Below are 18,023 nucleotides of genomic sequence, written 5' to 3' on the forward strand. Positions count from 1 at the left end.
AGACAAGGTCCCGCAGGGCGTGTCGGCTCAGGCCTGCGGGAGGGGCAAGCGCGACGTACCGTTGGAGGTGGAGGTGGTTCAGATGCTCATCGTCGGCTCGGTGCTGGTGGGAATCCTGGTGATGATGCTGGTGATAGGTGGGGTCCTCGTGGGGGGTGTGCTCGCGCACAAGAACGCGCGCGAGGATGACGCGCGGTGGGCGAAGGAAGACGCGGAGCGCGCGTCACGGCGCGACCGGGACGAGTCCGGGCCCATGGGTGGGGAGCCCTTGCACGCGTGAAAGCGTGAGGTGCTTTCCTCGCGTGGGTGCGAGGATGCGCCGTGCGATTCGCGCTGCTGTCATTGCTGGTGGGGTGTGCGGGTGGGCCGGGCACCATTGTTGTCGAGTGGCCGGATGAGCACTCGGCCCGGCCTGTGGAGAGCCCGATGCCCGCAGGCGCGGCGCAGGCCGCGGTGGGCGCCGTTCGCGAGTTCGTCAGGACGAACCCCCGCCGGTTGTTTTCCGGCTGCGAGCATCCCGAGGACGGCCTCAACGTTTCGCTCTTCACGGGCCCGACACCAGGGCTCTACTACGTGCTGTTGGATCCCGACTTCGAGCGATGCGCGGGACCGCGCCGACGCATCCTGGATGGATGGTTCTTCTACGCCGTCACACCCCAGGGGGACGTGGTCGCGGAGTCACCGGGACCTCCGGATGAGGGCACACCCACTGAGCCACCTCCAGCCCCACCGCCCGCGCCGGAGCCACAGGTACCTGCTCCTACCGGGGACGCGGAGCGTAGTAACGGCGCAGCCAGCGGCTGAGGCCGTCCAGGCCGGGGAAGAGGACCCGCTCGGTGATGTTCGCCTGGTCGAGCTTGTCCCTGATCTCCCACTTGAGCCGCGCCGGCACCACCAGCCTGCGCACGCCCTGGTGCTGGTGCCCCAGGAACTCGTTCAGGCTCAGCCCCGGCCCGTTCATCACCGAGAACAGCGCGAACTGATTCACGATGCGCGCATCCAGAGACGGCGGCTCGAAGAACAAGACGAACGGATGCTCCCCCAACCCGTCGAACGTCGCCAGGTCCCCCGCCACCGTCGCCAGCATCTCCGCCGTGAACACGTCCGCCCCCTCCAACCGCAACTGCTCACGCAGCGGCCGGGGCAACTGCTGGTTCGTCTGGTGATAGTCCACGCACCACACGGCGCCGTCCTGCTCCAGCAGGTCCGTGCGCTCCGTCATGAAGTGCAGCGCCACGTAGGGACTGAACGTCCAATCCAACAGCCGCGTCGGCATCCCGTGATGCTGCGCCAGCGCCAGCCAGTCCCAGATGGACGTCAGCCGCTCCGTGCCCGGCACGCCTCGCGCGTACTTGCGGAAGGCCCGCAGCAGGTCCCGCTCCAACCGCACGAACGCCCCCTGACGGTTGAGCGTCGCCGTCAAATCCAACGTCGCGTCCGGAACGCCCCGGAACACGAAGCTCGTGCGGAACCGGCCCAGCGGCTCGTTCCATGAGCCCGCGAACACCAGGTCCTGCAACTCCAACCAGGATGTGACGCGATGCTCCTGCATCCGCTGCCCCCTCGCCGCCTGACAAGGTGGGCCCTGTCCTCCTGGAACGCAGGGGCCGGGCGTCCAGGACGCCCGGCCGGCTCAATCACAGAGACTGAAACAAAGACACCTACGGCTGCCCGAAGTTCGCGGGCTGCGTGAAGGCAAACGAGCTGGCGCCCGGCGCCTTGTCCTGCTGGAACATGGGGCACTTGGCGCAGGTGAAGCTCTCCCAGTCCTGACGGACCGCCACGTCGATGCAGCCGCCGTAGAAGCGGCAGTGGACGTTGCGGTGGTCCTCGATGGAGAACGTATCGGCCCGCAGCGGGAGGTGGAACTTGGTGGGACGCGGCTGTGGACAAGGCATTGGATTCTCTCTAGCCCCCCTCGTGGGTGCTGATTCCCTCTACTGACTGGTGCGTCGCGTCATTCCCGGCAGTCCGTCGCCCGGACACTGAACGCTTGCACCCCGGCTCATCGCTGCCAGCAGAAGACCGTGTGGGTGCGACACATTCAAAAGGCACAACAGCCTAATGACGTCGGGCGTCCTTGGCCCGTCCCGCCAGGATGTCTGCCTTCACGCGGAGCAACCAGCCGGGCAGGCTGTCGGAATCTTCACGCCCGGAGCGCTTTCCCGCGAGAATGCGGCGCGTGAGCTCCCCCGCCGCCCGAACCCCCCGCGATTCCTCCCGCTGGCTGAGCGCCCTGGCCCTGCTGTCGCTCGTGCTGCTCAGCGGCTGTTCCGCCTTCTCCCGCGCGGTGCGCGAGGGCGACGGCGCCGTGAAGGAGCGCCACTGGGCGGAAGCCGAAGCCGCCTACCTGCGCGCCCTGGCCGCGGATCCGGAGGCCTCCGAAATCACCGTGAAGCTGCGCGCGGTGCGCAGGGAGTGGGGCGAGGAGGTGTACCAGGAGGCCGGCGCCGCCCACGCTTCCGGGGACCTGCCGTCCGCCACCAAGCTGCTGGTGCGCGTGCTGGAGCTGAACCCCGACCATGAAGGGGCCCGCGCGCTGCTCGCCCAGACACTGGATGCGCGCGTCCAGGTGGCCCTGGGACTGCTCAAGGAGGAGAAGCTCCAGGACGCTCGAGCGGAGCTGGACGCGGTGCTGGCCGTGGCGCCGGACCACGTGAACGCTCGCAAGGGCGTGGACGCCGTACAGGTGGCGTGGGCCAAGCGCTTCTTCGCCAGCGCGGAGACGCTGGAGAAGGCAGGCAAGCTGGGCAACGCGCTGGTGGCCTACGTGCGCGCGGACCAGGAGCGCGTGGGTGCCACCGCCGCCCGTGAGCGCGCGGAGTCCGTGCGGCAGCGGCTGCGCGACGAGGTGGCCTTCCTGGTGGTGGCCACGCCCGTGGAGGACAACGCCCAGGCCCCCGACGTCGCCCAGCGGCTGAGCGCGGGACGGCTGGCCTCGGCGCTCCCCACGAAGCTGCCCCTGAAGGTCGTGACGGAGGCGCCCCCGGGCCGCGTGGGCGTGAAGCTGGACCTGTCCCTGGAGCGAGTGCTGCCGCTCAAGGCGGTGGAGGATTCCCAGCGCAGCCAGCGCTACCTCGCGGGCAACCGCTCCGTGCCCAACCCCAAGCGCGGCGACTACGAGAAGAAGCTGCTGGAGGCGGAGCGCACCCTGGAGGGCGTGGAGCGCAAGCAGGCCGCCGTGCTGCGCGAGTACCTCAAGGCCCAGTTGGAGCTGGGCACGCTGCGCGACGTCGCCGAACGCTGCCGTGAGCGGGAGAAGCGCGAGTGCCGCGCGGCCATCCAGGAGTGCGGCGAGGAGGCCCGCGACGCGAAGAGCCCGGGCAAGGTGCCTGGCGAGTGCGACCCGGAGCGCTGCTCGGGCCAGTGCACCCAGGATGAGGGCCTGATGTCGATGAAGTCCAAGGCGGCGCGCGTGCTGGAGGTGGCCGTGCAGGTGGCCCTGGACAAGGCGGAGACCCAGCGCACCGAAGTGCAGCGCAACCGCGACTCCGTCTTCCGCGAGCCCATCACCGTGGAGGAGCCCATGTATTCGGACTTCGTCTACGACGTGCAGCTGCACCGGCTCACCGTGACGGCCACGGTGACGTCGGTGATGCGCGACCTCTTGACGCCCCAGCAGGTGCCCGCGCCCAACACGCAGGACTACGCGGTGCTGCACGAGGACCTGGCGCACAAGGGCTATGACCGCTACGGCGTGCTCGCGGACCCCGTGCAGCTGCGCAACGAGCTGGAGCTGCGCGTGGACGCGGGCGACAAGGCCGTGGCGGACGTGGCGAAGCACGTGAAGGAGCGCTTCGACCTGTACCGCGGCAAGCGCGTGGAGGACGCCCGGCGCGGCATGGTGCGCCCCGGCGCGGAGGACGTGGTGGAGACCGCCGTGCGCGCGCTGCTGCTCACCGCGGACGCGCCGCCGCAGGACATCCTCCAGCCCGTCGCCCGCGCGCGCGGCCTCACGAAGCCGGAAGCCCTGCTCGGCGTGGGGCAGTAGTCCGCCGTACCTGCCTCACCCGGCGCGGTGCGCTCCGGCTTCGCGCCAGGGCGCCCGCCGCGCCCTTCAGTCCAGGCTGGCGCTCATCTCCGGGCGCTCCAGCCGCAGCGTCTCCACCCGGCGCCTGCGCGCTCCCGCGATGGTCAGGTGCCACGCGGCCGCGGCCAGGCCCACGCAGAAGCAGCCCGCCCACAGCGCGGTGGCACCCACGTGGCCCAGCATCGCTCCTCCCAACGCGGGGGCGATGCTGGACGCCAGGCCCCACATCATGTGGTACGCGCCCTGGTAGCTGCCGCGCAGCTCCGCCGGCGCCAGGTCCGCCACCACCGACGGCGCCACCGGCGAGTGGACGATTTCGCCCAGCGTCCACACCGCCACGGCCGCCATCGCGAGCGGCACGGTGGCTGGCAGCGCGTGCAGCCCGAAGCCCACGGCGGTGAGCACGCCCGCCACCGCCAGCGCGGTGGAGCGGCGCACCCGGCCCACGCCTCGCACGACGAACGGCTGGAGCGCGACGATGAGCACGCCGTTGACGGACATCACCAGCCCGTACTGGGCGGGCGTCAGGCCCTGCTGGGTCAGCGTCACCGGCAGGCTCATGAAGCTCTGGTGGAAGAGCAGGGCCAGCGCGAACACCGGCAGGCAGAAGGCCAGGTACACGCTGTCACGGAAGGGCGTCAGCACCGCCCCCAGCGGGGAGTGCTCCGCGTGCGCCGCTCGAGCCTCCGGGGGCCGCGTCTCCGGCACGAACGCCCAGACGCAGCAGCCGTAGAGGAACGTGGTCACCGCGTCCGCGATGAAGAGCAGCCGGTAGCCCATCCCCGCGAGCAGGCCCGCCAACGGCAGCGCGATGGCGAAGCCCAGGTTGATGACCCAGTAGAGCAACCCGTACGCGCGCGCCCGGTCCCGGGGCGGCACCAGGTCCGCCACCGCCGCGGACACCGCCGGCCGGTACAGGTCCCCCAGGATGCCCAGGAGGAAGGCCGCCACCGCGATGCGCCCCGGCGTCTCCGAGTGGCCGATGAGCAGCATGGCCCCCGACCCCAGCCACAGGCCCCCCGCGAGCGTCAGCCGCCGGCCCACCCGGTCCGCGAGCATGCCCCCCAGCGGCGCCGCCAGCACCGCGCCCGCGCCGTTGAGCGCCACGATGAAGCCCGCCTGCTCGATGCTGAAGCCGCGCTCGCGCGTGAGGTAGAGCGCCAGGAACGGCGCGACGAAGGACCCCAGCCGGTTCACGAAGGTGCCCACCCACAGGACCCAATACGTCCGTGGCAGGCCACCCCCGCCCAGCGCTCTCAACACCGTGGCAACGGGATTCATGGCGGGATGTCCGACGGACGTGGAGAGGAGGGACTGACCGCGGGCGCGCGCCAGCATGCGCTCGCGCCCCGCGCGTTTCCATGCGCCCTCTGGCTCACACGGGCGGTTGGAGCCTCATGCATTCCAGTCGCGCGCGAAACGCGACTTCCCCGGCCGCACCTTCATGGCGCTGGACATCGCTGGCGGGCTCCTCCAGGTTGCCGCGCCAATCCACACCCTGGAAGGCGGGACGCAAGGCGGGCATGGGGCAGGTCATCGGACTTCTGGGGGTGTGCCTCGTCTTGGGCGTGCTGGCGCGACGCAGCGGCCGGTTCCCCGAAGGGACGGCGCCCGCGTTCAACGTCTTCCTCCTCAACGTGTCGCTGCCGGCGCTGGTGCTGCGCGCCATGCATCGGCTGGAGTTCGCGCCCGGGCTGGTGGTGGCCGCCGCGGCGCCGTGGCTGCTCTTCGTGGGGGCGGTGCTCTTCCTTCGCCTGCTCGGGCCCCGGCTGGGGCTGTCGCGCGAGTCGGTGACGGCGCTCATCCTCACCGCGGGGCTGGGCAATACGGCCTTCGTGGGCCTGCCCATGGCCGCCGCGCTCCTGGGGCCCTCGAGCGTGCCGGTGGCGGTGGTGGCGGATCAGCTGGGCTCGTTCCTGGTGCTGGCGACGCTCGCCACGCTGACGGCGGCGAGGGCCAGCGCCCGGACGGAGCTGTCCGTGCGCACGCTCGCTCGCAAGGTGGTGGGGTTCGCCCCGTTCCAGGCGCTGGTGCTGGCGCTGCTCCTGCGCCCCTTTCCCTTCCCGGACTGGCTGGAATCCGTGCTGCAGCGGCTGGGCGACCTGCTCACGCCGCTGGCGCTCTTCGTCGTGGGCTTCCAGCTGCGGCTGAAGGGGCTTGGGCCACGTGTGCCGGCGCTCGCGCTGGGGCTGTCCTACAAGCTGGTGCTCGCGCCGCTGGCGGTGCTGGGCTTGCTGATGCTCATGCCCGGGCTTGAGCTGGTGGTGAGGCAGACCACGGTGCTGCAAATCGCCATGGCGCCCATGGTGACGGCGGCCATCCTCGCCGCCGAGCACGACCTGGACGCGGACCTGGCGGTGCTGATGGTGGGCGTGGGCATTCCGCTGTCGTTCGCCACCGCGCCGCTGCTCCTGTCCCTGGTGCACTGACGCCCGTGCGGCACGGGCGTCAGGCGATTCGTTTCAGGCGAGCGCCGTGGTCTCGAAGGAGAGCTCGACGCCATTGGGTTTCACGCGCATCTGTGGACGCGACAGCACATGGCAGTGCGGGCAATAGCCGTGAGCACCCGCTGGCGTGGCCCGGATGGAGACCGCGCCGCCACACATCATGCAGCCCTCGGGAAGATCGAAGTCCGCGAACCGCTCTCCGCTCTGGGTCTCGAATTGGGTCATGCCATTGAGTTAACGCAGGATCTGCCCGACACAAGCAGACCGGTTCCCTCCCCGCGAGGACCCGGTATGGCGCCTTGCCCCACCTTTCGGGCACAGAAGACGGCCCTTCAAGGCAGCCTGCAAAGGTTACCGGCCGATCTCCGACTGCTCACCCGGCGACAACGCAACCTCTTGAGCGGGCTGGCGAGCGCTGGCACGGGGATTTCATAGCGCACCCCCTCGGACAGCAACGGGACGGGGGAGGTGCGGGATGGGTGTAGGGAACACAGTGAAGGTCATGTGCGACCGGAAGGGCTGGCGGGTGGAGGTGGCGCACTCGGCGGGCGTGCGGCGCTACCGGTACGGCAGCGAGTCGCAGGCGCGTTATTTCGCGGCGGTGTTCGAGCTGGGGCCGAGCGTGCTGCCCCCCAAGAACCACGCGCGAAGGCGGCAGGAGCCCTGCTTGGCTCTACCCAATGAGGTCTCTTTCGGAGAGGCTTGGCTGCATGAGTGATGCTCCCAAGCCCAAGCCCTTCATCCTCCCCAACCGGCAGCACGTCACCAAGGAGCCGGATCCGGGCGGCCGTTGGTCCGCGCAGTTCCCGGAGATGATTGGTTACACCAGCCAGGGCGGCGGCAAGGTGCCGGCCGACTTCGGGTGGAACACCAACCCCAAGCAGTGGCAGGAAGAGCTGACGCCGCAGACGCTGGCGGAGCGCTTCGAGGAGCTGCGCATCCTGCCTCCGAAGAAGGACGCCCCCGCGCTGCCCGCGCCGGCCACGCCCGCGAAGCCCTGAAGCTCTGGGTGATTCGCCTGGCCGTCCGCTTCCAGGGCCCCGGAGGTTCCCGGGCCCCGTGGAGGCGTGAGGCCCGCTAGCTGAACGGCAGACTGGCCAGCCGCTCGCGGAAGCGGGCGAGCAGGTCTCTCGCGCCGGCCTCGTTGAGCCCCTCCGAGGCCTCCTGACGGCCCTTGCGCAGGAAGACGTCGAAGGGCGCCGAGCGGCCCGAGAGCGCGCCCGCCGCCGCCACCGCCTCCTCCAGGACCCGCGCCGCGCCCGAAGAGCCCAGCTCCAGGTGCATGTCCACCTGCTCCAGCCGGGCGCTGCTCGCGGCCCACACCGCTCGGTCGTGCACGGTGAGCCACGCGCGGGTCAGCTCCTCCATCGCGTCCTCCATCAGCGCGAGGAAGGGCTCCACCATCCCGGGCAGCACCTCCGGCCCCAGGGCGGGCTGCGTGCCCGCTTCGCGCAGCCGGCCTCGCGCCGCGACGATTTCGCGCTTGGTGGGCGTCTTCAGCGCGAGCGACGCGGGCAGGGACACGAACGCGGCCAGGCTCTCCTCGGCCTGCCTCGCCAGCGAGGGCCGCTGCGCGTCCGTGGCCTTCGCGGCGCGCTCCAGCCGGCCCTGCAGTGAGCGGCGCAGGTCCGCCGCGGCGCCTCGCAGGGCCACGCGCGCGCCCACCTGGTTCGTGTAGCCGGGCACCACGTCCTCGCGGCGCACGTCCGCGAAGGCCGCGGCGGTGAGGTACACGAGGTCGCCGATGCGGTTGCGGAAGTCCGCGCGCGACGCGGCCAGCTCCGACATCAGCGTCCAGCGGTCGCTCACCACCTCTGGCCGGCGCATCTGCACGCCCAGCTCCTGCACGCGCTTGGACAGGCGCTCCGCGCTGGCGTGCAGCACGGCCTCCGCTTCCTGCGACAGGCGCTCGTCGGAGCTCGCGGGCGGCGGGGCCCAGCCGCCGTCGTTGGACGCGGCGGGGCGCGCGGGCGGCGGGAAGGCGTCGCGGATGGCGGCCACCAGCTTGTTGACGTCCGTCAGCGTCTCGCCGATGGCGGGCGCCATGGTCTCCCACAACGACAGGTCCGCGGCGTCGTCGGGTTCGGCGGTGGTGGGCTCGTACTTCACGATGCTCAGGTGCCCCAGCCGGTCGATGGCGACCGCGGCCGCCTGGTAGACCTTGCGCAGCCGCGTCGCGAAGTCGCGGTCCATCAACGCTTCGAGCAGCGCATCCAGGCGGGGCGGCAGGGCATCCTGCGGGGGACGGTTCTTCGAAACGACCATGACGCATCACCCTAGCTCAGCCGCCCGACGGATACGTCAACGGGGGGAGGTGGGGACCGGCTCCGCGCTTTCCGGCGTACAGTGGAAAGACGGGGAGAAAACGCATGACAGGTGGCATCCAGCGCCGGCGATGGGTGGCCGGCGGGCTCGGGCTGTTGTTTCTGGGGGGAGGCCTGGCCTTCATGGCTTCCGGGCGGTGTCTGTCCGCCTGGATGTTCCAGGGCGTGGAGGTGCCCGCGTGTCCGGACGGCGAGTTCCGCCAGACGGTGAGCATGTCCGCCAGCGGGCTCGCGCGGGGAGGCTCCAGCCGGGTGACTGTCTGGGCGCAGGCGCACGGCATGGACGCGGAGGGCCGCGAGCTCGAGGCCCTCGTGGGCCGCGGCACGGCGGCGCTGTTCCTGGTGGACGCGGCCGGCAAGGAGACGCCGCTGCCGCTGGATGCCAAGGGCCGCTGGGAGCGCGAAGACTCCGGTTCCCTGTCGGCGCCGGTGACGCTGCCCGCGGTGCCGGACGGCGACTACCAGCTGCGCGCACGCCTCACCACGCCGCTGGGCACCGGCACGGTAGACGCTGCGCTGCCCCTGTACGCGCCCGCGCGGGTGCGTGTGCTGACGGACCGGCCCCTCTACGAGCCCGGTCACCGGGTGCGCTTCCGCGCGGTGTCGCTGCGCGCGAAGGACCTGTCGCCGCTCGATGGACGGCCGGGGACGTGGAAGGTGATGGACCCCTCCGGCGAGGTGGTGCTGGAGGAGCGCGCGCCCGCGGGCAACTGGGGCGTGGTGGCGGGGGATTTCCCGTTGGACCGGGGCGCGCCCACGGGCACGTGGTCGGTGGCGTGGACCAGCGGTGGCGCCTCCGGTGACGCGACCTTCACGGTGGAGCCCTTCACGCTGCCGCGCCTGCGGATGGAGGCGAAGAGCCCCCGGCCCTTCTGGCGCGCCAACGACACGCCGGAGGTGACGGGGCAGGTGTCCTACGCGTCCGGCGCGCCGGTGGCGGACACGGACGTGACGCTGGCGTGGAGCCACGCGGGCGCATGGCCTCCTCCGACGGAGTGGCTCCGGGGCGAGCTGCCCACGAAGGCTCGCACGGATGCCGCCGGCCGCTTCCGCGTGACGCTGCCGCGCGTGCCCCAGGACCTGCGCGGCCAGGCCACGCTGAGCGCGAGCCTGGAGGCGAAGGACCCCACGGGCGAGCCGGTGCGCGGCGGCGTGTCGCTCCTCCTGTCCGAGGACGCGGTGGCCGTGTCCTCCGTGACGGAGCTGGAGGACGGGCTGGTGGCGGGCTTCAGCAACCGCGTCTACCTGCGCGCCACCACCGCGTCGGGCCAGGTGCTGCCGGGCGCGGAGGTGATGGTGACGCGCGCATGGGACCCTCGCGACAAGGGCGTGAGCGCGGTGGCGGACGAGGACGGCGTGGCCGCCTTCCAGTTGGACCCGGGCCCCGCGGTGAACGTGGTGGTGCCGCCGCTGCCGGTGCGCGTGCAGCCGCGTCCGCCGCCCGTGTCGCTCGCGTCGTCGCGGGATCTGCTGGGCACTCAGGGAGGGCAGTCGTCGCTGGAGGATCAGCTCGCGCTGGAGCGGTTGCTGCCGGTGCTGCATCCCTGCGCGCGCTTCGTCAGCCCGTCCTCCGGCGCCTCCATGGCGGAGTTCGTGGTGCGGGTGGGCGCGTCCGGGCAGGTGCTGGACGTGGCCGGCGCGGAGGAGGGGTTGGAGGCGTGCATGGCGTCGGCGCTGCGTGCGCGGGGACTGCCGGCGCGCGCGGAGCGGATGCTCCAGCTGCGCTTCCAGGTCATGGATCCAGGCCTGCCCTCGATTCGCTGGAACACGCAGGTCGCCTTCGGGGACGAGCGGGGCGTGAGCGAGGGGCTGACGGTCGCCGCGCTGGACGCGCGCTCGTGCCTGCCGCCCACGCTGGACCGCGCCGTGGCGGTGCCCGGCGTGATGACGTGGCGGCGGTGGGCGGACAAGCCGGAGCTGGCGCTGTCCTGGGTGGCGGAGCCCGCGACGGATGACGCGCTCCCGGCTGCGGTGCTGGCGTGCGTGAAGGAGCGCTTCGCGCGCATCCGCGTTCCGGCCTCGACGCAGGCGGAGCTGCTGGCGGGACGCAGGCCGTCGGAGGCCATGGGCGTGGTGCGCTTCATCACGCAGCCGACGTACGGCGGCAACGGCATTCCCCGACCGCCTCAGGCCACCACGTTCCTGGGCTACGAGTTGAAGGTCCGCGCGAAGTGGGACGGCCAGGACATGGGGGAGACGAAGTTCGTGCTGCGCCCCGCGCGCCTGCCGCCGCTGCGCCTCCGCATGACGCCGGTGCTGGCGAAGGCGGGCGAGTCCGTGAAGGTGGAGCTGCTGCGCGGCCCCGGCTTCACGGGCGAGCTGCCCAAGACGCTGGAGCTGGTAGCGGGGCCGACGCGGCTCAAGGAGAAGCTGGACGCGGCCACGCGCTCCACGCACTTCATGTTGCCCAAGGACTTCGAGGGCTGGGCGCAGGTGGAGGGCGTGGCGGCGACCGCGCGCGTGTACGTGGCGCCTCGCGCATCGCTGACGGTGGAGGTGTCTCCGGACAAGCCCGCGTACGCGCCCGGGGAGCTGGCGCGTCTCCAGGTCCACACGCGCGTGGACGGCAAGGACGGCGAGGCGGCGGTGGGCCTCTTCGGCGTGGACGAGACGCTGTCCCAGCTGGCACCGCTGCCGGGCGCGGATGCGCTGGACGGGCTGAGGCCTTCTCCGTCGGTGGCCACGCCGGCCTTCGGCGTGCTGGACGGCCAGGCGCTGGCCATGGGGCGCATCCGGGGCGCGAACGCGGCCGCGGCGGCGCTCTTGCGCGTGACGGCGGTGCCCACGCTGGAGGATGTGGAGACGCCCCTGTCGGCGAGCGCCACGAGCCCCTTCTCCCCGGACGCGGAGCTGACGGAGCCCTTCTACGCGGTGCTGACGGAGCTGCACGCGCGCACGCGCAAGTGGGAGGAGACCGCGCCCGAGGGTGAGACGTTGGACCCCGCGGGGCTCGCGCGGCTGTGGGCGGAGTCGCTGGCCGCGTGCGAGCAGCGCGGGCAGAAGGTGACGGATGCGTTCGGCCGCAAGCTGCGGTTGTCGCGGTTGCCGGAGGACCTGCTGGCCCTCACGGATCCTCGCGCGGTGGTGGTGAATGGAACGCGGTTGCCGGAGGACGTCGTGAACTGGGGCGCGTGGGTCGCCCGGGAGGCGCCATGAAGCAGCGCTCGTGGATGTCCGGGGCGGTGGGCCTCGGGGTGGGGTTCGTGCTGGGCGGGGTGATGATCGCGGTGGTGACGGGGGAGTCGGTCCGCCGCCTCATGGGGAGCTCCGCCGCGGCGCTCGCGGGGGATGAGTTCGTCGCGACCAAGAGCTCGCCAGGCTCCGGCGATGAGGGTCTGCAGCGCAAGACGATGAAGAGCTTCGGGTCGGCGAACTCGTATGACGACGAGTCCGTCGGTTCACGGGGAGGCGGCGGACCGGCCCAAGCTCCGATGGCCGCGGCACCCGTGATGGAGATGGCGGCACCTCCTCCGGAGCCGGAGATGGAGGAAGGGGGCGTCAGCAAGGACCGCGACGGCGCGGCGGCGGCGCCCACCCGCGCGTGGTTCCCGGAGACGTTCCTCTTCGAACCGCTGGTGGTGACGGACGCGAACGGCTCGGCGACGGTGCCGGTGCGCGTGCCGGACCGGCTGACGCAGTGGCGGGTGCTGGCGCTCGCGCACTCTCGCTCCGGCGCGCAGGCGGGGGCGGTGACGTCCTTCGCGGGCACGCTGCCCACGTACGTGGATCCGGTGCTGCCGCCCTTCCTGCGCGCGGGCGACACGGTGCGCCTGCCGGTGCAGGTGGTGAACACCACGGACAAGGCCGTGGAGGCCTCGCTCAAGGTGGACGTGAAGGGCGCGCAGGTGGAGTCCGGCGCACGCACGGTGCGGGTGCCCGCGCGCGGCAGCGTGGTGGAGCTGGTGACGGTGAGGGCCGGAGGTGCTGGGCCGGTGACGCTGCGCGCCTCGCTGGGGGACACGGACGCGGTGGTGCGCGACTTCGACGTGTGGGCCACCGGCCAGCCCGTGGTCCAGACGCGCGGCGGTTCGCTGGCGGCGCCGCGCACGTTGTCCCTGGTGGGCCCCGCGGACGCGCAGGTTGGCAGCGAGCGGGTGCGCTTGCAGGTGTACCCGGGCGCGCTGGGCATGGTGCGCGCGGAGCTGGCGGCGGTGGAGCGCCGTCCGGTGGACGTGGCCGGGGACGCGTACGCGCTGCTGCTCGCGGGCCAGGCGCCGGAGCTCTTGAAGTCGCTGGGCGAGACGGCGGACCCCGCGGCGCTGAAGGCGCTGTCGCTGGTGGCGACGCAGCGGGTGCTGCGCGCGGCGCGGGCGCCGTCGATAGAGGTGGCGACGCGGCTCGCGGAGGGCGCGCTGGCCCACCCGGACAACCCGGTGCTCGCGCGGCTGGGCGAGCGGCTGGTGGCGCAGGTGGCCCAGGCGCAGCGGCCGGATGGCACCTGCCAGGGCGGTGACGGCTGGACGCTCCAGCGACTGCTGGTGGCGACGGCGAACTGCGCCCGCACGGTGCGCGCGGCGCAGGGCACCCCGGAGGGCAAGCAGCGCGCGGCGGCCTTCACCGTGCGCGCGTCGGGCGTCTTCGAGCGCTACCTGCCGCAGGTGAAGGACGGCTACACGGCGGCGGTGCTGCTGGCGGAGGGCTCCGCGGAGGGCGGCGTGGCGGACGCCCTGCGCACCCGCGTGCGCGAGGCGCTGAAGACCGGCGCGGACGGCACCGCGTGGCTGCCGGTGGAGCCGGACACGGTGCGCGCGGACGGGGAGATGCCCTCGGAGGCGGAGGCCACGGCGATGGCGGTGCTCGCCCTCCAGGGTGATGCGAAGGCGCCGCTCGCGGACCTGGGCGCCTGGCTGCTCGCGCACTACACGCCGGGCCTGGGCTGGGGGGATGGGCAGGCCAACCGCGTGGGGCTGCGCGCGGCGCTGGCCCTCTTCAAGGATCCGCTGCCTGCCCAGGTGCGCGTGTCGGTGGCGCGCGACGGACAGGTCGTCACGGAGGGCACCTACGACACGAAGGCGTTGCGCGAAGTGCTGGCGCTGGAGGCCGCGGCGCCGGGCTCGGCGGGGTCGCACACGTGGACCGTGCGCGCGGAGCCCGCGGTGCCGGGGCTGGGCTTCTCCCTGGCGCTGTCCGCGGCGGTGCCCTGGAAGAGCGAGGTGAAGGGTGGCCTGCAGCTGGCCGTGACGGGGCCGAAGGAGGCGCGCGTGGGACAACTGACGAACGTGCGCGTCCAGGTGGGTGCGCCGTCCTCGTTGCCGCTGCGCTTCCAGCAGGAGCTGCCCGCGGGTGTGCAGGTGGATCCCGCGAGCCTGGCCGCGCTCGTGGCGTCCGGACAGGTGAGCTCCTGGGATGTGCAGGATGGTGCGTTGTCCTTGGACCTTTCTCCCAGGGAGCAGGGCGCACTGGTGCAGGTGGAGTTCCGCGTGCTGCCCACGCTCGCCGGGACGTTGCAGGCGGGCGCGGCGCGACTGGGCGTGCCTGGCCGGCCGGACATCACCGCGTCGCTGCCGCCCACCACCTGGGCGGTGCGCTGACGCCCTCCGGCGCTGTGTGTGGGGTCATTCTCCACTCACGGCGCCGGTACAGGACCCTTCCGTCTGGCCTCGGGTGCGAGTGGAATGCGCGCCGGAAGCGCGGCAGGGGCCCGTCCCGCCGGGCGCCCCCCGCCCGGTGCAATCGCTGCCCGCATGCGTACACTTCAAAGTGCACGGCGGAGATGCATCGCGCGCGGCAGCGAGGAGACGGATGGAGCTTGAAGGCTCCGAACAGGAGGAACTGACCCACGCTCTCCTGGGCGCGTTCACCTCGGTGGAGGAGCTCCTCCGGATGGTCGAGGTGAAATGCGGCCGCAGCCTGGTGCCCCCCGTCGAACGGGAGGGGGCGGCGCGGGCCCGGGCGCTCGTGCGCACGGCGGAGGCGGAGGGGTGGACGGACGTGCTGGTGCGCGGCGCGCAAGCGGCGGCGCCAGGCCATCCGCGCATCCGCCGTTTCCTGCAGGGCTACCTGTCCTCCGTGCAGCGCAGCGTGTCCGGCAGTGCCCTGGCGCGCATCGTCCAGCAGTCCAGGCTGGCGCTGACGCCGCAGGCCTGGCGCGACCGGTTGACCACGCTGTCTCGGCGCGTGTGCCGCGTGGAGCTGGAGGGCGGCCGCGCGTTGGGCACGGGCTTCCTGGTGGCGCCGGATATCGTGCTGACGAACTCGCACGTCATCGAGCACCGGCTGCTGGAGGCGCTGCGCGTGCGCTTCGACCTGAAGGTGCTGCCGGACCGCATCGCGGTGCATCCCGGCCGGGTGTACGCGGTGACGGCGTGCCTGGCGCAGAGTCCGCACAGCCCGGCGGACCTGATGCACCCGCGTCCGCGCGAGGCCACGCGCGACGAGCTGGACTACGCCTTCCTGCAGATCCAGGACGCCCCGGGCGAGGACCGGGTGGGGGACGGGCCGCGCGGCTTCGTCCCGCTGGCCCCGTCGTCGCCCACGGCGTTCGAGCCCGGCGCGCTGGCGCTCGTGGTGCAGCACCCGAAGGGCCGGCCCATGCAGGTGGCGCTGGACACGTTCCAGACGGTCAACCGCTCCCAGACGCGAGTCACGTACTGCACCAACACGCACCCGGGTTCGTCCGGGTCGCCGTGCTTCACGCCGGACCTGGAGCTGGTCGCGCTGCACCACAGCGGAGACCCGCGCCCCGGCCACGAATCCGCCGAGGACGACGAGGGCATCCCCCTGGACGCCATCCGCGGGAGCCTGTCCGGGAGCGTGCTGCGCCGCCTGGGCTGGGAGTGAAATAACGCGTGGACGCGCATGCGAGCGCGGAGGAGGGGACTGCTATCGTCCGCGCGCATGAGCCTTCCCGCTCGAAGCACCATGGCCGTGAAGGTCCTGCTCCCCACGGGCGTGACACTGGCGTGCGCCGTGCTCTGCCTGTGGCCCATGCTCGCGGGCGCGGCGCCGCGCTTCGGCCTCGCCGGCCTGTCCTCCAACAATCAGGTGCGCCTGCGCACGTCCACTGCCCACCTGGAGACGGTGCTGCGCGTGGACCTGCTGCCCACGCCCACGGACGTGTCTCCGGAGTCACCGCGCGACGCGAGCGCGGAGGTCACGCGGGTGACGGTGCTGGTGGATCCGCTGCTCGCGGCGGACGGCACGCAGGTGCCGGTGACGGTGCGCGTGGGCACGACGGAAGGCGCGGCGGAGGTGCCCATCTCCGTGCGGCAGCCGGTGACGGTGACGCTGTCCGCGGACCTGCCCGCGGCGGGCGACTACCACGGCCGCGTGGTGCTCCTGGGTGATGGCGTGCGGGAAGTCACCCCGCTCGTCGTGCAGCGAGTGGCGATGGCGCCCACGGTGCAGTTCTATCCGGTGGCCCCCGCGCGCGGTTGGACGCTGGGGCCGTTCTCCGGCAAGGCCACGGTGCGGCTGACCTTCCGGGAGACGGCGGGCGTGGGCGGCGCGGTGGGGCCCGCGGCGGTGGTGCAACTGGACCGCAGGGCGGGCGGCTCGGGTGACGGTGCCGCGCCCGTGCAGGCGCAGGATGCGAAGTGGTTCTTCCGAGGACCGGATGGCCAGCCGCAAGGCACGGGGAAGGAAGGCATCCTCCAGGTGCCCGCCTACGGCACCGGCCTGCTGAGCCTGGACGTGGACGACCTGCCGGAGTCCGGCGAGTACACCGGCACGGTGCGGCTGCTGGTGCCGGAGGGCGCGGCGGTGGAGCAGGCCTTCACCGTCTGGGTGAAGACGCCCGCGCTGTTCGGCGCGTTCCTCATCTTCCTGGGCGTGGTGACGTCCGCGGCGGTGCGCTTCTACGTGCAGCGCGTGCGCCCTCGCGTGAACCTGCGCAGCCGCGCGGAGTTCGCGAGACAGAAGCTGCTCTCGCTGGTGCCCGCCCGTCCGCTGGAGCGCGAGGCCACCGTGGCCGCGTCGCTGCGCCGCCAGGTGGACGCGCTCCTCGCGGACATCCAGCGGCCGCTGAGCGGGCTCGTCGTGCAGGACTCCGTGCTCGCCCTCTTCGAGGCGCGCCTCCAGCTCTTCTCCCTCTGGTCCGTGCTCCTGCGGCAGCTGGAGGGGCTCAAGGGCGTGGCGCTGCTGGACGCCGAGCGCAAGCTCAAGGCGGTGGAGACGCTGCTCCAGAATGATGAAGCCACGTCCGCGGACTTCACCGAACAGGTGCAACTGCTGCGCACGCTCGACCTGGAGGCGGTGGCCCGCGCGGTGCTGGAGGCGCGGCTGACGGAGCTGGAGCAGCAGTCGCGGACGCTGTCCTCCCAGCGCGGGGATGACCCCGTGAGCCGCCGGCTCCAGGGCGAGCTGCCCCTGTATGTGCTGCGCGCGCGTCAGCAGCTGCCGGGGCCCGACCTGGAGGCGTCGCGCCGGCTGGTGGAGACCGCGCGCGAGGCGTTCCTCGAAATCCTCCTGACGGACCTGGAGGACGCCTTCACCGCGAAGGAGCTGCCCGGCGGTTTCACGCAGGAGGAGTGGGCGGCGCTGCGCCTGCGCGTGGGCGAACAGCTGGCCCGGTCGCGGGCCCGCATGTCCGCGAGCGTGGACGAGGCATACCTCTACTACCAGTCCGCGCACGCGCTGTACCTGCGCGAGCTGGTGGACAACCTGGAGGAGGCGTTGACGCAGCTCCAGGCGCAATCCGGAGGGGGCCTGAACACGCTGGCGGACTGGCGAACCGCGGTGGACGCGCGGCTGGCGGCGGCGCGAGAGCAGTTGGACAAGGGCGAAGCAAACCTGGCCGCGGCGGAGTACCGCGCCGCCCGCGAGGACTTCGCGCGCCACGTCACGCTCCCGCCGCCCCCGGTGTCCACGGGCGGCCGGTTGGCCCTGGAGTCCGTCCCCTCCGCCGTGACGCTGGACCCCTTCTCGCAGCCGGCCATGGAATCGCCGCAGCCGTCGCCATCACCGCTGCCCGGCGGTCCCGCCACCGGGAACCTCTCCCCGCTGCCGCCGTCATCCACGAAGGCGAGCACCGACGCGCTGGTGAACCTGGATTGGATTCCCCTGCCGCGCTCGAGGGACTTGTGGAAGGTGGAGCTCGCGGTGCTGGGGATGATGTCCATCATCGCGGTGCTGCTGGGGCTCCAGGTGTTGGACGTCTTCGCGCCCACGTGGGGCGGCTCCGGTGGGTGGATGACCGCCTTCCTCTGGGGCTTCGGCCTGCACCAGGTGGGCAACGCCACCTTCGACGGCCTGTGGGGCATGGTGTCGCGGCTGGAGAAGTAG

At 72.5% G+C, this 18,023-nt stretch carries 14 protein-coding genes; 9 read left to right on the forward strand and 5 right to left on the reverse strand.

Features of this window, described 5'->3' with window-relative positions:
- A partial coding sequence (locus D7Y11_RS43375; RefSeq protein WP_158641981.1) for a hypothetical protein occupies nucleotides 1–280 on the forward strand: 280 nt, incomplete at its 5' end.
- Nucleotides 281–760: 480 nt separating this feature from the next.
- Here D7Y11_RS43375 and D7Y11_RS22120 read toward each other — a convergent pair.
- Complete coding sequence (locus D7Y11_RS22120; protein ID WP_120581468.1) at nucleotides 761–1,552, reverse strand: FRG domain-containing protein; 792 nt, start codon at nucleotides 1,550–1,552, stop codon at nucleotides 761–763.
- Nucleotides 1,553–1,661: 109 nt separating this feature from the next.
- Nucleotides 1,662–1,898, reverse strand: a complete 237-nt coding sequence (locus tag D7Y11_RS22125; protein ID WP_120581469.1) for a hypothetical protein — start codon at nucleotides 1,896–1,898, stop codon at nucleotides 1,662–1,664.
- 275 nt (nucleotides 1,899–2,173) lie between these two features.
- Here D7Y11_RS22125 and traC point away from each other — a divergent pair, with 275 nt between their 5' ends.
- Entirely contained in the window at nucleotides 2,174–3,991 is a 1,818-nt protein-coding gene (traC, locus tag D7Y11_RS22130) for an outer membrane exchange accessory lipoprotein TraC (RefSeq protein WP_126934695.1), read from the forward strand.
- 66 nt (nucleotides 3,992–4,057) lie between these two features.
- Here traC and D7Y11_RS22135 read toward each other — a convergent pair whose 3' ends face one another.
- Nucleotides 4,058–5,311, reverse strand: a complete 1,254-nt coding sequence (locus D7Y11_RS22135; RefSeq protein WP_121752118.1) for an MFS transporter — start codon at nucleotides 5,309–5,311, stop codon at nucleotides 4,058–4,060.
- Between the two features lie 242 nt (nucleotides 5,312–5,553).
- On the opposite strand from D7Y11_RS22135, the gene D7Y11_RS22140 reads away from it, so the two are divergent.
- Nucleotides 5,554–6,459, forward strand: coding sequence for an AEC family transporter (locus tag D7Y11_RS22140; RefSeq protein ID WP_126934696.1), 906 nt, complete (start codon nucleotides 5,554–5,556; stop codon nucleotides 6,457–6,459).
- A 33-nt stretch (nucleotides 6,460–6,492) separates the two neighbouring features.
- On the opposite strand, the gene D7Y11_RS22145 is transcribed toward D7Y11_RS22140, so the two are convergent.
- Nucleotides 6,493–6,702 (reverse strand): hypothetical protein, encoded by a 210-nt coding sequence (locus D7Y11_RS22145; protein ID WP_014393545.1) that lies wholly within the window; start codon nucleotides 6,700–6,702, stop codon nucleotides 6,493–6,495.
- 277 nt (nucleotides 6,703–6,979) lie between these two features.
- On the opposite strand from D7Y11_RS22145, the gene D7Y11_RS22150 reads away from it, so the two are divergent.
- Both D7Y11_RS22150 and D7Y11_RS22155 read left to right on the forward strand, forming a co-directional pair.
- Nucleotides 6,980–7,195: a hypothetical protein gene (locus D7Y11_RS22150; RefSeq protein WP_233597148.1), complete on the forward strand. Its 216-nt coding sequence runs from the start codon at nucleotides 6,980–6,982 to the stop codon at nucleotides 7,193–7,195.
- A complete protein-coding gene (locus tag D7Y11_RS22155; protein WP_120578238.1) occupies nucleotides 7,188–7,478 on the forward strand; it encodes a hypothetical protein in 291 nt (96 codons plus the stop codon). Before D7Y11_RS22150 ends, D7Y11_RS22155 begins: the two co-directional genes overlap by 8 nt.
- Nucleotides 7,479–7,554: 76 nt before the next feature.
- Here D7Y11_RS22155 and D7Y11_RS22160 read toward each other — a convergent pair whose 3' ends face one another.
- On the reverse strand, nucleotides 7,555–8,742 hold the full coding sequence (locus D7Y11_RS22160; RefSeq protein ID WP_126934697.1) for a hypothetical protein: 1,188 nt from the start codon (nucleotides 8,740–8,742) through the stop codon (nucleotides 7,555–7,557).
- 104 nt (nucleotides 8,743–8,846) lie between these two features.
- On the opposite strand from D7Y11_RS22160, the gene D7Y11_RS22165 reads away from it, so the two are divergent.
- The 4 genes from D7Y11_RS22165 to D7Y11_RS22180 all read left to right on the forward strand — a co-directional run bounded on the left by D7Y11_RS22165 (nucleotide 8,847) and on the right by D7Y11_RS22180 (nucleotide 18,023).
- A complete protein-coding gene (locus D7Y11_RS22165; RefSeq protein WP_126934698.1) occupies nucleotides 8,847–11,957 on the forward strand; it encodes an MG2 domain-containing protein in 3,111 nt (1,036 codons plus the stop codon).
- Complete coding sequence (locus D7Y11_RS22170; RefSeq protein ID WP_199753762.1) at nucleotides 11,954–14,332, forward strand: alpha-2-macroglobulin family protein; 2,379 nt, start codon at nucleotides 11,954–11,956, stop codon at nucleotides 14,330–14,332. The genes D7Y11_RS22165 and D7Y11_RS22170 overlap by 4 nt, the downstream gene beginning before the upstream one ends.
- A 211-nt stretch (nucleotides 14,333–14,543) precedes the next feature.
- Nucleotides 14,544–15,581, forward strand: coding sequence for a trypsin-like peptidase domain-containing protein (locus tag D7Y11_RS22175; protein WP_120578235.1), 1,038 nt, complete (start codon nucleotides 14,544–14,546; stop codon nucleotides 15,579–15,581).
- 81 nt (nucleotides 15,582–15,662) lie between these two features.
- Complete coding sequence (locus D7Y11_RS22180) at nucleotides 15,663–18,023, forward strand: hypothetical protein (RefSeq protein ID WP_120578234.1); 2,361 nt, start codon at nucleotides 15,663–15,665, stop codon at nucleotides 18,021–18,023.

This window comes from Corallococcus sp. AB018, from assembly GCF_003986945.1.
GTDB classification, from domain to species: domain Bacteria; phylum Myxococcota; class Myxococcia; order Myxococcales; family Myxococcaceae; genus Corallococcus; species Corallococcus exiguus.

What these genes read in the sequence shown, in the direction of transcription:
- traC (WP_126934695.1), top strand. Translation starts at nt 2,174, where the DNA reads ATGCGGCGCGTGAGCTCCCCCGCCGCCCGAACCCCCCGCGATTCCTCC.
- D7Y11_RS22150 (WP_233597148.1), top strand. Translation starts at nt 6,980, where the DNA reads ATGTGCGACCGGAAGGGCTGGCGGGTGGAGGTGGCGCACTCGGCGGGC.
- D7Y11_RS22165 (WP_126934698.1), top strand. Translation starts at nt 8,847, where the DNA reads ATGACAGGTGGCATCCAGCGCCGGCGATGGGTGGCCGGCGGGCTCGGG.
- D7Y11_RS22155 (WP_120578238.1), top strand. Translation starts at nt 7,188, where the DNA reads ATGAGTGATGCTCCCAAGCCCAAGCCCTTCATCCTCCCCAACCGGCAG.
- D7Y11_RS22175 (WP_120578235.1), top strand. Translation starts at nt 14,544, where the DNA reads ATGGAGCTTGAAGGCTCCGAACAGGAGGAACTGACCCACGCTCTCCTG.
- D7Y11_RS22125 (WP_120581469.1), bottom strand. Translation starts at nt 1,898, where the DNA reads ATGCCTTGTCCACAGCCGCGTCCCACCAAGTTCCACCTCCCGCTGCGG.
- D7Y11_RS22120 (WP_120581468.1), bottom strand. Translation starts at nt 1,552, where the DNA reads ATGCAGGAGCATCGCGTCACATCCTGGTTGGAGTTGCAGGACCTGGTG.
- D7Y11_RS22170 (WP_199753762.1), top strand. Translation starts at nt 11,954, where the DNA reads ATGAAGCAGCGCTCGTGGATGTCCGGGGCGGTGGGCCTCGGGGTGGGG.
- D7Y11_RS22160 (WP_126934697.1), bottom strand. Translation starts at nt 8,742, where the DNA reads ATGGTCGTTTCGAAGAACCGTCCCCCGCAGGATGCCCTGCCGCCCCGC.
- D7Y11_RS22135 (WP_121752118.1), bottom strand. Translation starts at nt 5,311, where the DNA reads ATGAATCCCGTTGCCACGGTGTTGAGAGCGCTGGGCGGGGGTGGCCTG.
- D7Y11_RS22145 (WP_014393545.1), bottom strand. Translation starts at nt 6,702, where the DNA reads ATGACCCAATTCGAGACCCAGAGCGGAGAGCGGTTCGCGGACTTCGAT.
- D7Y11_RS22140 (WP_126934696.1), top strand. Translation starts at nt 5,554, where the DNA reads ATGGGGCAGGTCATCGGACTTCTGGGGGTGTGCCTCGTCTTGGGCGTG.
- D7Y11_RS22180 (WP_120578234.1), top strand. Translation starts at nt 15,663, where the DNA reads ATGGCCGTGAAGGTCCTGCTCCCCACGGGCGTGACACTGGCGTGCGCC.